This window comes from Bartonella sp. AA18HLJMS (assembly GCF_042197245.1).
Classification (GTDB): Bacteria; Pseudomonadota; Alphaproteobacteria; order Rhizobiales; family Rhizobiaceae; genus Bartonella.
Genome location: NZ_JBHIRP010000005.1, coordinates 18,683 through 36,065, shown reverse-complemented (window position 1 = coordinate 36,065; position 17,383 = coordinate 18,683). Strand labels below are relative to the sequence as shown.

Here is a 17,383-nt window from a genome sequence, read left to right as displayed (position 1 = left end):
TAACTTATGTCAAACAAAATGCTTATAGATGCCTCCCATCCGGAGGAAACACGTGTTGTTGTTGTTCACGGCAACAAAATTGAAGAACTTGATTTTGAATCAGAACATAGAAAACAGCTCAAGGGGAATATTTATCTCGCACGTATTACGCGTGTAGAACCGTCTCTCCAAGCGGCTTTTGTTGAATATGGTGGAAACCGACATGGTTTTTTAACATTTTCTGAAATTCATCCTGATTATTATCAAATTCCTATTGCTGATCGCCTTGCTCTTCTTGAAGAAGAAGAAAAAGAAGCTGTAGGAGAAAATTCTGTAGATACCTTTACGGAAGAAGCAACTAAAAATAAAAAACGCTCCAGAAGAACAAAAAAAAGTGAAAAAAACAATGTTATAGCAGCCGATATTGAAAATGATATCACATCTGAAGCGATAATAATTGATAATACAGAAGAAGCATTAAATGCTGATATCTCTTATGATGAGATTGAAATGGTCGGTGCTGAGGACATCCGTGAAGAGCTCCCAATTTATCAAAGAAAACAAGGGCGCCAGTATAAAATTCAAGAAGTCATTAAACGACGTCAAATTTTGTTGGTACAAGTTATCAAAGAAGAGCGTGGTAATAAAGGTGCTGCCCTTACAACATATCTATCTCTAGCTGGTCGTTACTCTGTTCTAATGCCCAACACAGCACGTGGTGGTGGTATTTCACGAAAAATTACGAACGTACAAGACCGTAAGCGTCTTAAAGAAATCGTAAAAGAATTAGCCGTTCCAAAAGGTATGGGCGTTATCTTACGAACCGCTGGTGCCAATAGAACAAAAGCTGAAATTAAACGTGATTATGAATATCTTATGCGGTTATGGGACACTATTCGCACTTTGACACTCGAGTCAACGGCGCCATGCCTTGTCCATGAAGAAAGCAATCTCATCAAGCGTTCTATACGAGATCTTTATAATAAGAACATTAGTGAAATTCTTGTCTCTGGAGACCAAGGATATCGTGAAGCGAAAGACTTTATGCGTATGCTCATGCCAAGTCATGCAAAAGTTGTGCAACCTTACCGTGATCCTACGCCCATTTTTGCAAGAAATAATATTGAAATTCAACTTGATAAAATGTTGCAACCACAGGTTTCTTTAAAATCTGGTGGTTATCTTGTTATTAATCAAACAGAAGCACTTGTTGCTATTGACGTAAATTCTGGCCGCTCTACGAAAGAATTCTCTGTTGAAAAGACAGCCTTACAAACTAACCTTGAAGCTGCTGAAGAAGTAGCGCGTCAATTACGCTTGCGTGACCTTGCTGGTTTAATTGTGATTGATTTTATTGATATGCTTGAAGAACGCAATGTGAAGCTGGTCGAAAAAAAATTAAAAGATTGTTTAAAAAACGATCGTGCTCGTATTCAAGTAGGTCATATTTCACACTTCGGCCTTTTAGAAATGAGTCGTCAACGTATTCGCATATCGGTTTTAGAAAGTACGACACAGCCCTGCCCACATTGCGCAGGAACAGGAAATATACGTTCTGAATCATCAATTGCGTTACATGTCATGCGCTCAATTGAAGAATATCTTCTTCATAATTCGCAACATAATATTATCGTGCGCACCCCCGTAGCAACAGCGCTTTATGTATTAAATCATAAACGCAATATTCTTGTTAATTTAGAAGCTCGCTTTAAACTTAATATTAGTATTGAAGCAGATGATAGTATTGGAACACAACATCTTGTTATTTCTAAAGGCTCAATAGCAGAGAGAATTTCTCAATCTTCATTGGAAGATGACAATAAGCAAGAAATTGAAGATTCTGTTTTCATAAAGAGTGAATCTATTGAAAATCCTTCTCCCATTGAAACAAATCAAAAGCGTCGGCGCAAAAATCGTCACGGTGAAATTACTGATCATTCTCTCTCCAACGTTCATAAAAAAGAAGATACCTTGAATGATGATTCTTATCGTCGAGGACGTCGTCGAGGACGTCGTGGTGGTCGACGCAATCAAGATAATAGTTTTCATCAGATTCGCGTTCCTTATGCAGAACCAGTGGGAGATTTTGCTAAGCAAGCTTTAGCAGAAATTAAAGCAGCGCATCGCAAACGTCGTGTTTCACCTGCTAAATCTTTTGAACTTGAAGAAACAAAAAATAATACACAAACTCTAGATATACAACAACAGAGTGAATCTGAAAAAAATGATACAAGTATTAAACCTAAAAAACGTAAAACACGTTCTTCAAAAGTAGTAGAAAATCAACTTTCTTTAGAGAATGATCAAAATATTGCAGAACAAAAATCTCTTGAAAAAAAACCTACAACCAGTCCGGTGCGTAAAACTAAAACAAAAAAAGCAGACAAAGCTATTCATGAGGTAGAAGATAAAGCTCTTGAAAAGAGTAAAAAATCAACACGTGGAACACGTAAAAAATCATCTTCTAAAGAGACAACGCAAATACAAAAAATATTAGAGCAAGAAACTGTAATCGAGATGGAGAAAGTTATCGAAACCTCTCCTTCCCAAATTGAAGAAACAATTAATCAATCCGTTGTTATTTCATCAACGCCTAATGATTCTTCCAAAACTGAACGTATTGGTTGGTGGAAACGCAGAATTCTTTCGAAAAATTAAGGATTAAAAAAAACCGCCACAGAAAACTGTGGCGGTTCAAATAAACAATTATAGAAAACGTTTTGACCAACTTTTATGGTGTGGTTTTATTACTTTTGTTTCGCTTTTTCTTGCTCAGCCCGCATACGCTCTTCAATTTCTTTTTGCTTTGATTGAATAGCTTGCTGCAGCTTTATTTGTTCTTGTTGGAAATCTTTTTCCTCCATACCAGGACCGGTATAGGCTGCTGTAAACCCATTAAGAGAAAATTCAATAGGATTAGCTGAACCACGGAAATTAACTGTGGTTACAACCATTTTTGTACCACTTTTCATAGCTGCTATAAGCTTATCATCTAAGACATCATTAGCAATACAACTTGGTCCATTACAAATAATATAAGGAATTTTTTTAGAGAACTCGTCACCAATTTTAATGTGAACACCTTCTGGCAAAAAACGACCTGTAGGCACTTGAATACCTATACGTTTCTCATTTTGCTTCCCTTTTATTTCAACAAGATTAAAAGCCGTTAAAGGTTGTCCCGTATTCGATAATACAGTATTCATTGTATTACAAATATCAACATCATGCTGCTTACTGCAAACTTTGTACCAACCTTGTGATAAAGTTTGCGCATTTGCAGAAATACCAGCTATAAGAAAAAGGGCAGCGGCTCCAACTAATACTGAAACAGCAGAATAAACATTTTTATGCGACATGATTAAGTTAATCCTTTCAACGCGCTCTTAAGTAACTTCAAAAAAATATTAAATATAATTCCAACTTAATTTATTAAATTATAATGAAATAACAATTAATTTTACTATTTTTACTTCAATATAAAAAAAAAAGTCAAATTTAGAGAAAAAATACGACGAGCCATTCTAATTTTTATACACTCATATCATTTCCCCTCTTCATCACATTGGTATTTGATGCAATCTATCCATAAAACACCTCTGTGCACTTAAACTAAGATTACACAAACGAATCAATATTGCAATATTAATTAAAATAAACTCTGATACTACTCTAAAAAACTTACTAATTAAAATTTTTACATTTATTACTCTTCATGTTAAGCTTATAGAACCTTTGCAACAGGTGTTGCAATGCATGAAGCTCCAAAATATCAGATAAATTTTACTGTTTTCCTTGTGTGATACACAAAAACAAAATCATCTACGATATTATTGAAACATTTAATGAATTAAAACCACTGATTGTCTAAAATTTCTGCATAATTGTAAGAGAGCTTTTTGCTAATGAACAATTTTCTGCCCTTGTTTACAAAATAATAGTGATACGCTTTTGTAATAAAAATTTTATATTCCATAGCGTTTAACTAAACAGTTTAGTTTAAAAATACGCTACTAAAGAAGTGCTTTTTTCTTAATTAAACAACACATTTTCTTAGAGAGAAAATCTATAACTGCTGAAAATATTTTATTTATAATAAACTTTCTTAAAATATAATAACATATTAATTTATAATAATAATTTATCTTTTTTCTATATTGTATGAAAGATCCTAATAGCGCAAACCTCTCTTATGTTGAATCAATAAAATTTATCCACTTGTACATCACAAGCGGAGTTAGTTTTATAGATAAAACTACTGAACAAAGGAAACCCTCCCTATGAATCATCTCACGTGCCTAAAGCCATAATAAATTTATGCTCATATATTAAACATCTATTATTGCACTTCTGTACGAATATCATCTCTCAGTTTTATAACGTGAATAAAAAATATAGCTTTTATCAATTTCTTTTAAGTTATTTCTTAAATAAAAGAATCTACTAAAATGATAAATTCTTTTTATCTTTCACAATATCAAAGATATAAATCGTTAATGATTTAAGTTTTAAGAAAAAAATGAATTAAAAATATCATTTTGTTTCTCTATATAACACAACTTAGAGCTATAAAATAGCTCTCTTATCATATTAATGAAACAAGATTTATGATATGAGATGTATCGTCATTAAAATAATTAAACAGATAAAAATAAAAAACTACAAGCACAAAAAATTATGCATAAAAAGAAAACATAAAAAAGATATATGATTTTATTATTTAATATATATATTAAATCTTATATGATAAGAACAATATATAATATCTTATGTGCATAAAATTACTTTATTATAAATAATAATTAAAAACAAAAAATTAAAATATATTTTAAATATTATTTAGTATATAATCTTAATTTCTCTGTATTTATATGAGTAAATTTTTAATTGGCTATTCTTATAGCATTATTTTTTATGAATTTTCTAAACTATACCGTTACGAAAAATTAAGTATTTTTCTATTTTGAATATAATTCAACATAAATCAAATAAATAATTTTTAATTGAATAATTCTTCAACATGAAAACGCATACGATCTATAATATTCTTTTTCTTGTTTGGAAGCATTATATTATGTACTTCTTTAATGGCATTACAAAGCTTAGGTGCACTTTTTACAAACCAATTATCTTCTGTAAGACTATTTTTTATATCGTCAAATATTTGTTTTTCATAACTATAAGAGCCATCTGTTAGTAATTCTTTAATATCCCTGACTAAACTAGGACTTATTGAATTATTTGCGCCTTTAGCCCAACTAAAATCTTTATCTTTCCAATCAAAATCTTTGCGCAAAATAGCACCTATATCACTTTGCAATATATCCGCTAACGTATTGCAAGCAATAATAAATATGAGATAATTTTTCATTATCTCATCATCACCTCCACTTTTCTCATTCATTCCCCATTCATTAAACGTTTGAGTTTTTTTTAAATAATCTTTTGCTTTAATCAACTTTTCTTCATACTCCCCTACTTCATACTCTCTCGCTATATGTATTCTAGAGATAATTTTTTGTTTTTTTTCAGCTAGATCCTGTAATTTCGAACCAAGATTATAATATTCATCCTTCAGAGTTTTCAGTTTTTTATATAACTTATTCCGTTCCTGTAAACGCTCATAGTATTCTGCTTTAGAAATATTTTTTTCCCAAATATCCAAATGAGATATACTTTCTTCAATAAATTGTATGCTCTCTTTAATATTCTTTCTTTTGTTTTTTAAATGTTGGTATTGTTCATCAGAAGATAACTCAGCATAAGCGTTTTTTACGCCATATATTAAAGTGAGTAACAAAAAAACGATAGTTAGACACTTTTGTAATGAAGAAAGCATGCTATCTTTAGCTAAATTCTTTCTAAAAAATTTACAGGAGCTTATTAGCTTATTATATTGAAAGTGCTATTTATTGCAGTTAAACCGTCTAATCTATTTTCTTCATTATATCAATACGTATATAATAACAACCAAATAAATATATAAAAGGTTCTTTATTATAAACTTAAAGTTTATTCAGAATGATTTTATAAAAATGAGTAACAGTTCTGAAACAATAAAGAAATTTTTTAAACAGAATGTTATTCTGCCATTTCGACAAGCTGTGTCATAATATTCGCTGCTCCAACAAGCCTTTCATCCGCTGAGGACCAATCACGAATAAGAGCAATACTTTGATCTGGTCGAATTTTTGCCATTGTACCTTGTTTTCCCACCCACTGAACAAGAGCAACACTATTTGCGAAATAGTTATTACGAAACTGTATGACAATCCCCTTTGGTCCAACATCTAATTTTTCTACATGTGCTTTTCGACACAATGTTTTAATATGAAAGACTTTAAGAAGATGTTGAACCTCAAGGGGCAAAGGACCAAAGCGATCAATTAATTCCGCTGCAAATTCATCAATTTGTTCTAAATCATCAAGTTCTGTTAAACGACGATAAAGTCCCATACGTAATGATAAGTCAGGCACGAAACTTTCTGGTATCATAACTGTTGTACCAAGGGAAATTTGAGGAGACCATTGCTTATCTTCATTTAGCTCTCCATCTTTTAATTCAGCAACAGCTTCTTCAAGCATTTTTTGATAGAGTTCAAATCCAACTTCTTTGATATGCCCCGATTGCTCTTCACCTAAAAAATTGCCTGAACCGCGGATATCCATGTCATGGCTTGCCAATTGAAAACCGGCCCCTAAGGTGTCAAGAGATTGTAACACTTTAAGACGGCGATCAGCAGCAGTTGTTAAAACTTTACCAGCAGGAAATGTAAAGAGAGCATAAGCACGTTGTTTTGAACGTCCTACCCTACCACGTAACTGATAAAGGGCAGAAAGGCCAAACATCTCAGCACGATGCACAATTAGGGTATTTGCTGTTGGAATATCAAGACCTGATTCAATAATGGTTGTTGAGAGCAGCACATCATATTGTCCATCATAAAATGCATTCATGATATCATCAAGTTGTCCAGCCGGCATTTGTCCATGAGCCACAACGAATTTCAGTTCTGGCACATGTGTTTTGAGATATTCTTCTACAAAAGCTAAATCTGAAATACGAGGACAAACATAGAAACTTTGTCCACCACGATAATATTCTCGAAGCAGGGTCTCTCGTATAACAAGTGCATCAAAGGGTGAAATAAAAGTACGAACCGCCATTCTATCAATGGGGGGGGTTGTTATCAATGAAAGTTCACGTACACCCGATAAAGCTAACCCTAAAGTGCGTGGTATGGGAGTTGCTGAAAGTGTGAGAACATGAATATCACTTTTAAGCTCTTTTAAACGCTCTTTGTGTTTGACACCAAAATGCTGTTCCTCATCAATGATAAGAAGGCCTAACCGTAAAAAATTAACTGCACCACTTAATAATGCATGGGTTCCAATGACAATATCGATTGTACCATCTGAAACACCTTTTTTTACTCGTGCAAGTTCTTTCGCTTTTACAAGCCTCGAAGCATGTCCAATTTTAACCGGTAATCCTTGAAAACGCGAAATAAATGTTTTGTAATGTTGACGTGAAAGCAAAGTTGTCGGTACAACAACAGCAACCTGATATCCATTTAATGCTGCAACAAAAGCACTTCGAATGGCTACTTCAGTTTTTCCAAAACCAACATCACCGCATATCAAGCGATCCATCGGCTTGCCTGAGGCTAGATCGTCCAAAACAGCATCAATTGCATTCATTTGATCTTCCGTTTCTTCATAGGGAAAGCAAGCAACAAACTCATCAAATGGTCCAATTGGTGGAAGTAAAGCAGGCGCAGCACGAGTCATACGCTCTGCAGCTATACGGATTAATTGCCCTGCCATTTCCAATAAATGTTTTTTAAGCCGAGCTTTACGTGCTTGCCAAGCAACACCTCCTAATTTATCTAAAGTTACCTCTGTTCCTTCTGAGCCATAACGTGAGAGAAGCTCAATATTTTCAACAGGTAAAAAGAGTAAATCACCTCCAGCATATCTAATTTCAAGGCAGTCTCGTAAAATTCCAGTGGTTCTGATGGTTTTAAGACCAACAAATTGGCCAATACCGTGGTCGATATGCACAATAATATCACCAGAATTTAAAGCAGAAATTTCAGAAATAAAATTTGTATTATTCTTACGCTGCTTTGGCGATCTTATAAAACGATCGCCAAGGATATCTTGCTCTGCAATAATAGCCAAATCTTCAGCCACAAAACCATGTTCTATCATGATAACAGCTGCTAATATGCGATCTCGAGGTGTTGCTTTGACTGTTTGCAAAGATTTTGCAACATCTATTTTTTTCAATCCATGCTCATCGAGAACTTGTAACAAACGATTGAGAGATCCTTCACTCCAACACGCTAAAAGCACTTTTTTACCAGCAGCGCGTAAAGATGCGATATGATCAATAACACTTGAAAAAACATTTTTTTCCTGCGCATTACGCTCTTTTACAAAATCATATCCTTGTTTAACATTTGTGTGAATAACAGTTTGTTCCAAACTTTGTGGAACATTAAAAGGAGAAAAATCAATACGCTGTGAAGATTGTTGCGCACCTTCCAAAACACGCTCTGGCGTTAAATAAAAAAGACTAGGATCTATTGGATGATAAGAAGTAGAATTTTTTTCATCACTTTCGCGCTCTTTGCGTGCATTATAATAGTCTTCAATAAGACGATAGCGCTCAATGAAAACTTCTTCTATGAGATGCTCAAAAACTATCGGTAAATTGCCACAATGATCAAAAAAGCTATCAAGGTTTTCATAAAAAAATGGAAGCCAATGTTCCATACCGGCAAAACGCCGACCTTGAGAAATTGCTTCATAAAGCATGTTATTTTTTTGTGATACACCAAATGTACGGGTATAATTGCTTTTAAAACGACTGATGCGTTCTGGTGTAAGAGCAACCTCACTCATTGCCTGTAATAAAAGTTCAGTTTTTTGGCCTGTTGTCCTTTGACTTTCTGGATCAAATACGCGGATACTTTCTAGGGTATCTCCAAAAAAATCAAGGCGTAAAGGTTCAACATCCATCGGAGAAAAGATATCAAGTATTCCTCCTCTTACAGCAAACTCACCAATATCACGGACAACCGTAACGCGTTCAAAACCATTGGTTTCTAGAAATTGAATAAGATTTCCCATGTTATTGCGCTGGCCAACACGTGCGTGAATAAGCTGAGCTTCTATCATTTCACGAGGAGGCAACTTTTGCATAATTGCATTTGCTGTTGTTAATATAATTGCAGAATATGGATCTTTCCGTAAATTTGCTATGTGTGCCAATGTTGATAGTCGACGTGCCATAACAGCAATTCCTGGTGATACGCGATCATAAGGCAAACAATCCCATGCAGGAAATTGAAGTACGGGTAAATTGGGTTCAATAAAATTTAAAACTTGTTGTAAATGCGCAATTTTTGTTCCGTCACGGACAACATAGAGGAGCGGTTTACCTTGTGCAATTTCTGAACTTAATTTAGCAAGCGCAAAGGCTTCAAATCCATCAGTAACGCCATCTAAAATCATACGAACAGAATTATTTTTGGGAATAACAATTTTTTTAAATATAGGCATTGGAATCAATAACTTAAGCAAAAACGATAATTAGCAATATCACGAAAAAGTGGACTATCGACCTCAGTGGGGGGCAAAATTTCTCCAGTGATCCATGTGAGTAAATCACGGTCATCAAAAGACATAATATACTCAAGCTCAGAGAGCGTTTTATCATTCATCTCAGTGATATGAGCATCAACATAATGCCCAAAAATGAGATCCATTTCACGAATACCGCGATGCCATGCACGAAAAATCAACCGACGACGACGAGCATCTAATTGATTTTTGTCAACGACAAAAACTGTCATAAAAAATCTCCTTGAATAAAGTAATATAAACTATTCAATTAGTCGTATAAAGTTTTTACCTTGCTTTAAGGAAGTTCTATAATCTTTTGTTCTTTAAGTGTAATTCGACGATGCATTTGCTTAGCCAAAGCGTAATTATGTGTTGCAATAAGAGCAGAAAGACCAGACTGACGAACAAGGATAGATAAAGCTTGAAAGACATAAGCTGAAGTTACTGGATCAAGATTTCCTGTAGGTTCATCAGCCAAAAGAACCGAAGGGCCATTTGCTACTGCACGTGCAATAGCAACACGTTGTTGTTCTCCTCCCGATAACTCTGAGGGACGATGGTTCGCACGATGAGAAATACGCAGATACGTTAATAATTTGCACGCACGATCTTCTGCTATGGATTTTTTTAATCCTGCTATCATTTGCGGTATCATGACATTTTCTAACGCCGTAAACTCTGGAAGTAAATGATGAAATTGATAAACAAAACCAATATCATTTCGTCTTATAGCTGTTCGCTCACTATCAGAACGCTTTGCACAAGAAACACCTCGTAACATCACATCACCAGCGGTTGGTTTTTCTAATAATCCAGCAATATGAAGAAGTGTTGATTTTCCAGCACCAGATGGTGCAACAAGTGCAACAAGCTCTCCACGATTAAGAGTAAAATTCGCTTTATCTAAAACAATGAGCGGCTTATGACCCTCGAAAAAGTGTCTTTCAATCTCTACAAGCTCTAAAATAGCTGTCATTATTCATACCTCAAAGCTTGTACGGGATCTAGCTTAGCAGCACGCCATGCCGGAATGAGAGCAGCAAGAAACGACAAGAATAAAGCCATCATAGCAACCAAGATGGTCTGTTTCCACTCAATTTGTGCAGGCAATTTTGTTAAAAAATAAAGTTGAGGATTAAAAACGTCGACATTAAATAACCAAGATATAAAATCTTGGATATGATTAATATTCGCGGTCGCGATAACACCTAAAACTAACCCCAATATAGTTCCAATAAAACCAATCATCATTCCTGTAATGATAAATATACGCAAAATCGCACTCTGTTGAGCCCCCATCGTGCGTAAAATTGCAATATCATGACTTTTATCTTTTACAAGCATAATCAGCCCTGAAATAATATTTAAAGCAGCAACAAGAACGATCAGAGAAAGAATGAAAAACATAACATTTCGTTCAATCTGTAAGGCTGAAAAAAAAGCCTGATTGCGTGTACGCCAATCAATTAAATAGACCTGTTGATCAACTGCTTTTTCTACAACAGGTTTTATTTGATCAACAGCATCAGGATCATTTAGAAATAATTCTAAAGACTGAACCTTATCTCCCAAATTAAAAAACATTTGTGCTTCATGGAGAGGCATAAAGATAAATATTGAATCATATTCAGACATACCAACTTCAAAAATAGCAACGACTTTATAAGCTTTCACACGTGGGGTAACGCCAAAAGGAGTCTCATCACCATCTGGAGTAATAATACGAATATCTCTTCCAACTGTCAGTCCTAATTTTTCTGCTAAGCCACTTCCAATTGCAACACCTTCTTCTTGATCAAACCGAGAAATCGATCCTAATTTAATGTTTTGAGAGACTGTTTTAAGCTTTTCTAGATCTTGTTTGCGCATACCACGAACTAACGCGCCAGAGCCACCTTGAACTTCACCTTGAACAAGCGCTTGACCTTCAATAACAGGTAAAGCAAACTTCACACCATTTGTAGTTTCTAAAGAAGAAATAAGAGTCTTATAATCAGAAAAACCAGAATCAACTGTTTGAATAATAAGATGCCCATTCATACCAAGAATACGATTGAGAAGTTCTGTACGAAAGCCATTCATCACCGCCATAACAACAACCAGAGCAAATACCCCCAACATAATCCCAATAAGAGAAATAATTGAAATAACAGATGCAACGACATGTTTTTTATTGGGAATCATATAACGAAAAGCGATCATCCACTCATAAGATGAAAAGCATTTGTTTTTCAGCCTCTTCATAATATTTCCTATTAAATTATAGAAAGTTGGCTGAGCACATCTTCAACCTTTAGAGATTTTTTTATTCCTGTTTTTCGATCTTTAATTTCAACTTCATTTTGTGCAATGCTGTTAGGACCAACAATGATTTGCGTTGGCAAACCAATCAAATCCATTGTTGCAAATTTTGATCCAGGGCGTTCATTTCTATCATCTAATAACGGATCAAAACCAACCTTCTTTAATCCCTGATAGAGAAACTCACATGCCTGTGTGCATTTTTCATCATCGGGCTTCATATTGATAATCCCAAAATCAAACGGTGCCATCGACTTTGGCCAAATAATACCATTTTCATCATGAGAAGCCTCAATAGCGGCCGCAACAAGACGCGAAGGCCCAATACCATAAGATCCCATAGAGACCACATGCTCTTTTCCATCTTGTCCCATAACTTTTGCTCCCATTGGAGTAGAATATTTAGTACCAAAGTGGAAAATATGCCCTACTTCAATACCACGCGCTGAAAGACGATTATGATCAGAAACTTTAGCCCACTCCTCTTCATTATGCATTTCTTCCGTTGCTGCATAAAAAGATGTCCATTGCTTAACAATATCATCTAAAACAGCTTTATCACTAAAATCGATTGAACTATCAGGAATGGTAAGTTCAAGAAATTGTTTATCACAGAAGATAACACTCTCTCCTGTTTCAGCCAAAATGATAAATTCATGACTGAGTTCCCCCCCTATTGGACCTGTATCTGCACGCATAGGAATTGCTTTTAAGCCAAGGCGAGAAAAAGTGCGTAAATAAGCAACAAACATACGATTATAAGATGTTTCAGAGCCTTCATAATCAAGATCAAAAGAATAAGCATCTTTCATTAAAAATTCTCGTGCTCGCATCACACCAAAACGTGGACGAATTTCATCACGAAATTTCCATTGAATATGATATAAATTAAGCGGAAGATCTTTATAAGAACGAACATAAGAGCGAAAAATATCTGTTATCATCTCTTCATTGGTTGGACCGTAAAGTAAATCACGCTTTTGACGATCTTTAATGCGGAGCATTTCCAAACCATAATCATCATAACGACCGCTTTCACGCCAAAGATCAGCAGACTGAATTGTAGGCATCAATATTTCTATTGCACCCGCACGTTCTTGCTCTTCACGAATAATTTTACAAACTTTATCAAGCACTTTTTTTCCCAAAGGAAGCCAAGAATAAATCCCTGATGTTTGTTGTCGAATCATTCCAGCGCGCAACATGAAGCGATGAGAAACAATTTCTGCTTCTTTAGGATTCTCTTTTAAAAGTGGAAGGAAATATTGAGAAAGACGCATTGAAATAATTAACTCCTAATCAGATATATCATATCGGAACAATTTATCACACCCTCTATTCATCTATAGCCGCATTCTGAATACTTGCAAATATAACGATCTTATCATTTAAAAATTTATTGTGCTTTATTCTCTATTTTTCTTATTTAGCAATAAAATAAAAATGCTCTTCTCTTTTTTAATAACGTAATAGAAAAGTTCTTTTATTTTGACCGATGTAAAAAAACTGTACAGATAGGTTTTTTTTGCCAAATTTCATGAACAGCCGCTCTTACTGCACGTCGTGTTGCCTCTCGAATAAGTTCATTATTTTTCTGTTTCATGCGTGGGATATTATAAACTGTGTTTTCTACGATATCTAAAAGAATATCTTTTAAACTTTCCCCCTTTCCATTACTTTCAGGTAACCCGAATGTTGTTAGACCTATATCCCCTAATAATTCATGCTTACTATTTATATGGAGAGAAATAGTAACATGACCAGCATAACTTAGTTTACGGCGTTCACGAATCCCTAATTCATCTTCATCTCCAATTAAGCAACCATCCTTATAGATGCGGCCAACAGGAACTTGATCAATAACTTCTACAGGCTCTGGTGCAAGACGTAACATATAGCCATTTCTGATATCCATAACAGTTTTAATACCCGCTTGACGTGCTAAAATTGCCTGAGCCTTAAGATGCATTGCTTCCCCATGTACAGGGACAAGTATTTGTGGCTTTATCCAATCATACATCTGTAAAAGTTCTGAACGACGGGGATGACCTGAAACATGAACAAGTGCATCTTCATTCGTAATAATTTTAATACCCAAATCAATGAAACGATTTTGTACCTCAATAATCGCTTTTTCGTTTCCTGGAATACTTCGTGATGAATAAATAACGGTATCACCAGCGGAAAGTGCAATATTTTTCATTCCATCACCTGACAGTTTAGCCAAAGCAGCACATGGCTCACCTTGGCTCCCTGTGACAATTAAAACAAGATCTTTTCGCGAGATGTAGCCATAATCATCTTCCGTTACAAATGGTGCTAAATCATTCATATAACCAAGCTCTTGTGCAACCATAATACTTCGCTTAAGGGAACGCCCAATGACAAGCACCTTACGTCCAGCAGCTTCAGCTGCAAGAGCAATAGAACGTATCCGACCAATATTAGAAGAAAAAGTTGCTATCGCAACGCGCCCTTCAGCTTTAGAAATAATCTCTGAAAGACTGGCTTGAACTTGCTGTTCTGAAGGAGAGATACCATCCCGACATGCATTTGTGGAATCACAAAGTAATGCTAAAATACCTTTTTTGCCTAAAGCACGAAATCTTTTTTCATCGGTTACAGCCCCGAGTGAAGGGGTATGATCAATTTTCCAATCACCAGTATGAATCACAGTCCCCAAAGAGGTTGTAATTGCTAAAGATACAGATTCTGGTATTGAATGGTTAACGGCTATAGCCTCTACAGCAAAGGAACCTACCTGAAAACAATCACCAGCTTGAAAAATATTGAGTAAAATTTTTTGAGATTCAAAATCTAATTGTTTTTTAGTTTCCAATAATCCTGCCGTAAAAGGCGTACAGTAAATTGGTACTTGTAACTTTGGACATAAATCAAGAACGGCCCCATAATGATCTTCATGTGCATGTGTTAAAACAAGACCCCGTATATTGTGTTTTTCACTTTCTAGAAAACGAATATCAGGCAAAACAAGATCGACACCTGGTAATTCAGAACCAGCAAAACTAACCCCCATATCAACCAGCAGCCATTCACGAAGACTTTGGGGACCAAATCCGTAAGCAGCTAAATTCATCCCTATCTCACCTACACCTCCCAGAGGTAAAAAAACAAATTCATTCTTATTGGCTGCAACCATAAACATCTCCCAAATCATTAAGGTATTTGATGATAAAATAATTTTTCAACAACGGCCTGCATTAGACAGAATCAGCCAAACCAAAATGAACATCCCCAGCTGTTATAATTGCTGTCTGACCGTCTTTTTGCTTTATGATGCAGTTAAAATCACTATCAAGACCATCAAAAATACCCTCAATGACTTTTTCATCATTCACCACTTTGACATATTTCCCAAGATGAGCGGAGTATAAAAGCCATTTTTTTCGGATTATTTCACATCCTTTTGGTTGTTTCCAAAGAAGGTAATTTTTAGAAAAACACTCCGTCAAAACCGTAAATAATTGTTCTGCATCAATATGCAAACCGATATTCTTTAAGCTTGAAGTGGAATAGGGCGCATCTTCATAATTATATTTCACATTTATTCCAATACCAATAACCAAGGCATATTGTTGTGATGACAATTTTAAAATCTCAAGCAAAACTCCAGAGCTTTTTTCTCCTCTGAGCAAAATATCGTTTGGCCATTTTAAGCTCACAATATTGTTTGTCTGCTTTTCCTCTTTTATCAATTGTTTTATTGCCTCTGCCACACTTACTCCAGCAACAAAACCAAGTTGAGCCGCAGTTTGATGAACAATATCATCAATTAATAAAAGACTAGAATAAAGGTTCCCTTTTGGACTAGACCAAGTCCTCCCTCTTCTTGCTCTTCCCTGTGATTGTTCTTGTGCAACAATCCAAAGATTACCTTGATGACCAGTTTGCGCTTTTCGTTGCGCAATGAGATTTGTTGAATCAACACTATCGTACGCTTCAACAGTGTATCCCTGTTTTTGTGCAAAATCTGATAAAGTATAAACCATATTCATTAAAACAATGCTGTTGCTGCTTTTTCTGCTAGCTCAGCGAACCAAACTCCAAAAAGCGCGTAAAATAAAATAAAGAATACAGAAAGACCAAGACAAAATTGAAGCTCTTTCGATAAAGCAACAAAATGCGCTTGTGCATCATCAAACCACATAATTTTAATGACTCGCAAATAGTAAAAAGCCCCAACGACAGACGTTATCATCCCAACGACAGCAAGTGGCGTAAGTCCAGCGTGGACAGCAGCGGAAAAGGTATACCACTTTCCAAAAAAACCAGCCATAGGTGGTATACTGGCTAAAGAGAAAAGCTGTATTGTCATCACAACAGCCATAAACGGATTCGTCTTTGCTAACCCTGAAAGATCATAAATATTTTCAACATTTCCATTCTGAGAGCGCATTCCAAGAATAAAGGCAAATGAACCAAGCGTCATTCCAAGATAAATAGTCATATAAAGGATAACACTTTTTATCCCAAGCATATCTCCAGCAGATAAACCAACAAGTGCATACCCCATATGACTGATCGACGAATAAGCCATTAAGCGCTTAATATTATTCTGACCGATTGCAGCAAAAGCACCCAGTATCATTGATGCAATCGCCATGAACACCAAAATTTGTTGCCATGCAGGCATCACGTTATCAACACGCCCTAGGGGAATAAAGGTCACCACAATAATACGGATGATTAAAGCCATTGCAGCAACTTTAGGGGCACCAGCAAAAAATGCTGTAATCGGTGTGGGCGCTCCTTCATAAACATCAGGTGTCCACATATGAAACGGAACAGCAGAAATTTTGAAAGCCAAACCAGCTAAAATAAAGACAATTCCAAAAATGACCCCCAATTGTACATTTTTGCCTTTTAAAGCAAGAGCAATTTCGTGAAAACCAATTTGACCGGTAAAACCATAAAGCAAAGAAATACCATAAAGAAGCAAACCTGAAGATAATGCTCCTAAAACAAAGTATTTTATACCGGCTTCAGAAGATTTTACATTATTACGATTAATCGCTGCTAAAACATATAAAGCTAAAGATTGCAGCTCTAACCCCATATAAAGCGACAGCATATTACCCGCTGAAATCATAAACATCATTCCAAGGGTTGCTAAAAGAACAAGTACTGGAAACTCAAATATATTAAACTTTTGTGCATTGGCAAAACCAACAGACATGATAAGAGAAAAGAGTGCACCAATAAGCATTAAAATTTTCATATAACGACTAAAGGAATCGATAACGAGCGCATTGGTTTGAAATGAACCATTTTTCGGAAAAATTATAAGAATAATAATGGTTGCCACAAGAATTGCTATGGCTAAACCTGTCACTGTTAAAGAAGCACGTGTATTGGAATAAACACCAATCATAAGCAGCACGACAGCTCCTAATGCAATTAAAAGTTCTGGAAGAATTAAGACTAATTGCGCTATTATTTCAGTTTGCAT

General features: G+C 35.2%; 10 protein-coding genes and 1 pseudogene. 1 reads left to right on the top strand and 10 read right to left on the bottom strand.

What is annotated here, in order from left to right:
* Window positions 1–6 precede the first annotated feature (6 nt).
* Window positions 7–2,637, top strand: a complete 2,631-nt coding sequence (locus ACFINW_RS04400; protein WP_375640740.1) for a ribonuclease E/G — start codon at window positions 7–9, stop codon at window positions 2,635–2,637.
* A gap of 89 nt (window positions 2,638–2,726) precedes the next feature.
* On the opposite strand, the gene ACFINW_RS04395 is transcribed toward ACFINW_RS04400, so the two are convergent.
* The 10 genes and pseudogenes from ACFINW_RS04395 to nuoN form a co-directional block, all read right to left on the bottom strand.
* Window positions 2,727–3,338, bottom strand: coding sequence for an invasion associated locus B family protein (locus ACFINW_RS04395; RefSeq protein WP_273791265.1), 612 nt, complete (start codon window positions 3,336–3,338; stop codon window positions 2,727–2,729).
* Between the two features lie 1,640 nt (window positions 3,339–4,978).
* Window positions 4,979–5,818 (bottom strand): hypothetical protein, encoded by an 840-nt coding sequence (locus tag ACFINW_RS04390; protein ID WP_375640735.1) that lies wholly within the window; start codon window positions 5,816–5,818, stop codon window positions 4,979–4,981.
* A gap of 242 nt (window positions 5,819–6,060) precedes the next feature.
* Window positions 6,061–9,549 carry a transcription-repair coupling factor gene (mfd, locus tag ACFINW_RS04385; RefSeq protein ID WP_375673829.1) on the bottom strand — a complete coding sequence of 1,163 codons (3,489 nt, stop codon included), beginning with the start codon at window positions 9,547–9,549 and terminating at the stop codon, window positions 6,061–6,063.
* Window positions 9,550–9,554: 5 nt separating this feature from the next.
* Window positions 9,555–9,842, bottom strand: coding sequence for a succinate dehydrogenase assembly factor 2 (locus ACFINW_RS04380; RefSeq protein WP_375621232.1), 288 nt, complete (start codon window positions 9,840–9,842; stop codon window positions 9,555–9,557).
* A gap of 65 nt (window positions 9,843–9,907) precedes the next feature.
* Entirely contained in the window at window positions 9,908–10,588 is a 681-nt protein-coding gene (locus ACFINW_RS04375; RefSeq protein ID WP_375640725.1) for an ABC transporter ATP-binding protein, read from the bottom strand.
* On the bottom strand, window positions 10,588–11,856 hold the full coding sequence (locus ACFINW_RS04370) for a lipoprotein-releasing ABC transporter permease subunit (RefSeq protein ID WP_375640720.1): 1,269 nt from the start codon (window positions 11,854–11,856) through the stop codon (window positions 10,588–10,590). The genes ACFINW_RS04375 and ACFINW_RS04370 overlap by 1 nt, the downstream gene beginning before the upstream one ends.
* Window positions 11,857–11,867: 11 nt before the next feature.
* Window positions 11,868–13,193: a proline--tRNA ligase gene (gene proS, locus ACFINW_RS04365; protein WP_375640715.1), complete on the bottom strand. Its 1,326-nt coding sequence runs from the start codon at window positions 13,191–13,193 to the stop codon at window positions 11,868–11,870.
* Between the two features lie 203 nt (window positions 13,194–13,396).
* Entirely contained in the window at window positions 13,397–15,073 is a 1,677-nt protein-coding gene (locus tag ACFINW_RS04360; RefSeq protein WP_375673827.1) for a ribonuclease J, read from the bottom strand.
* 45 nt (window positions 15,074–15,118) lie between these two features.
* Window positions 15,119–15,929 (bottom strand): annotated as a pseudogene (locus ACFINW_RS04355) (biotin--[acetyl-CoA-carboxylase] ligase).
* Window positions 15,929–17,383: an NADH-quinone oxidoreductase subunit NuoN gene (gene nuoN / locus ACFINW_RS04350; protein ID WP_375640709.1), complete on the bottom strand. Its 1,455-nt coding sequence runs from the start codon at window positions 17,381–17,383 to the stop codon at window positions 15,929–15,931. The pseudogene ACFINW_RS04355 and the gene nuoN overlap by 1 nt, the downstream one beginning before the upstream one ends.

Coding starts and splice junctions, on each gene's coding strand:
- ACFINW_RS04400 (WP_375640740.1), top strand. CDS start 7: ATGTCAAACAAAATGCTTATAGATGCCTCCCATCCGGAGGAAACACGT.
- ACFINW_RS04395 (WP_273791265.1), bottom strand. CDS start 3,338: ATGTCGCATAAAAATGTTTATTCTGCTGTTTCAGTATTAGTTGGAGCC.
- ACFINW_RS04390 (WP_375640735.1), bottom strand. CDS start 5,818: ATGCTTTCTTCATTACAAAAGTGTCTAACTATCGTTTTTTTGTTACTC.
- mfd (WP_375673829.1), bottom strand. CDS start 9,549: ATGCCTATATTTAAAAAAATTGTTATTCCCAAAAATAATTCTGTTCGT.
- ACFINW_RS04380 (WP_375621232.1), bottom strand. CDS start 9,842: ATGACAGTTTTTGTCGTTGACAAAAATCAATTAGATGCTCGTCGTCGT.
- ACFINW_RS04375 (WP_375640725.1), bottom strand. CDS start 10,588: ATGACAGCTATTTTAGAGCTTGTAGAGATTGAAAGACACTTTTTCGAG.
- ACFINW_RS04370 (WP_375640720.1), bottom strand. CDS start 11,856: ATGAAGAGGCTGAAAAACAAATGCTTTTCATCTTATGAGTGGATGATC.
- proS (WP_375640715.1), bottom strand. CDS start 13,193: ATGCGTCTTTCTCAATATTTCCTTCCACTTTTAAAAGAGAATCCTAAA.
- ACFINW_RS04360 (WP_375673827.1), bottom strand. CDS start 15,073: ATGGTTGCAGCCAATAAGAATGAATTTGTTTTTTTACCTCTGGGAGGT.
- nuoN (WP_375640709.1), bottom strand. CDS start 17,383: ATGCAAACTGAAATAATAGCGCAATTAGTCTTAATTCTTCCAGAACTT.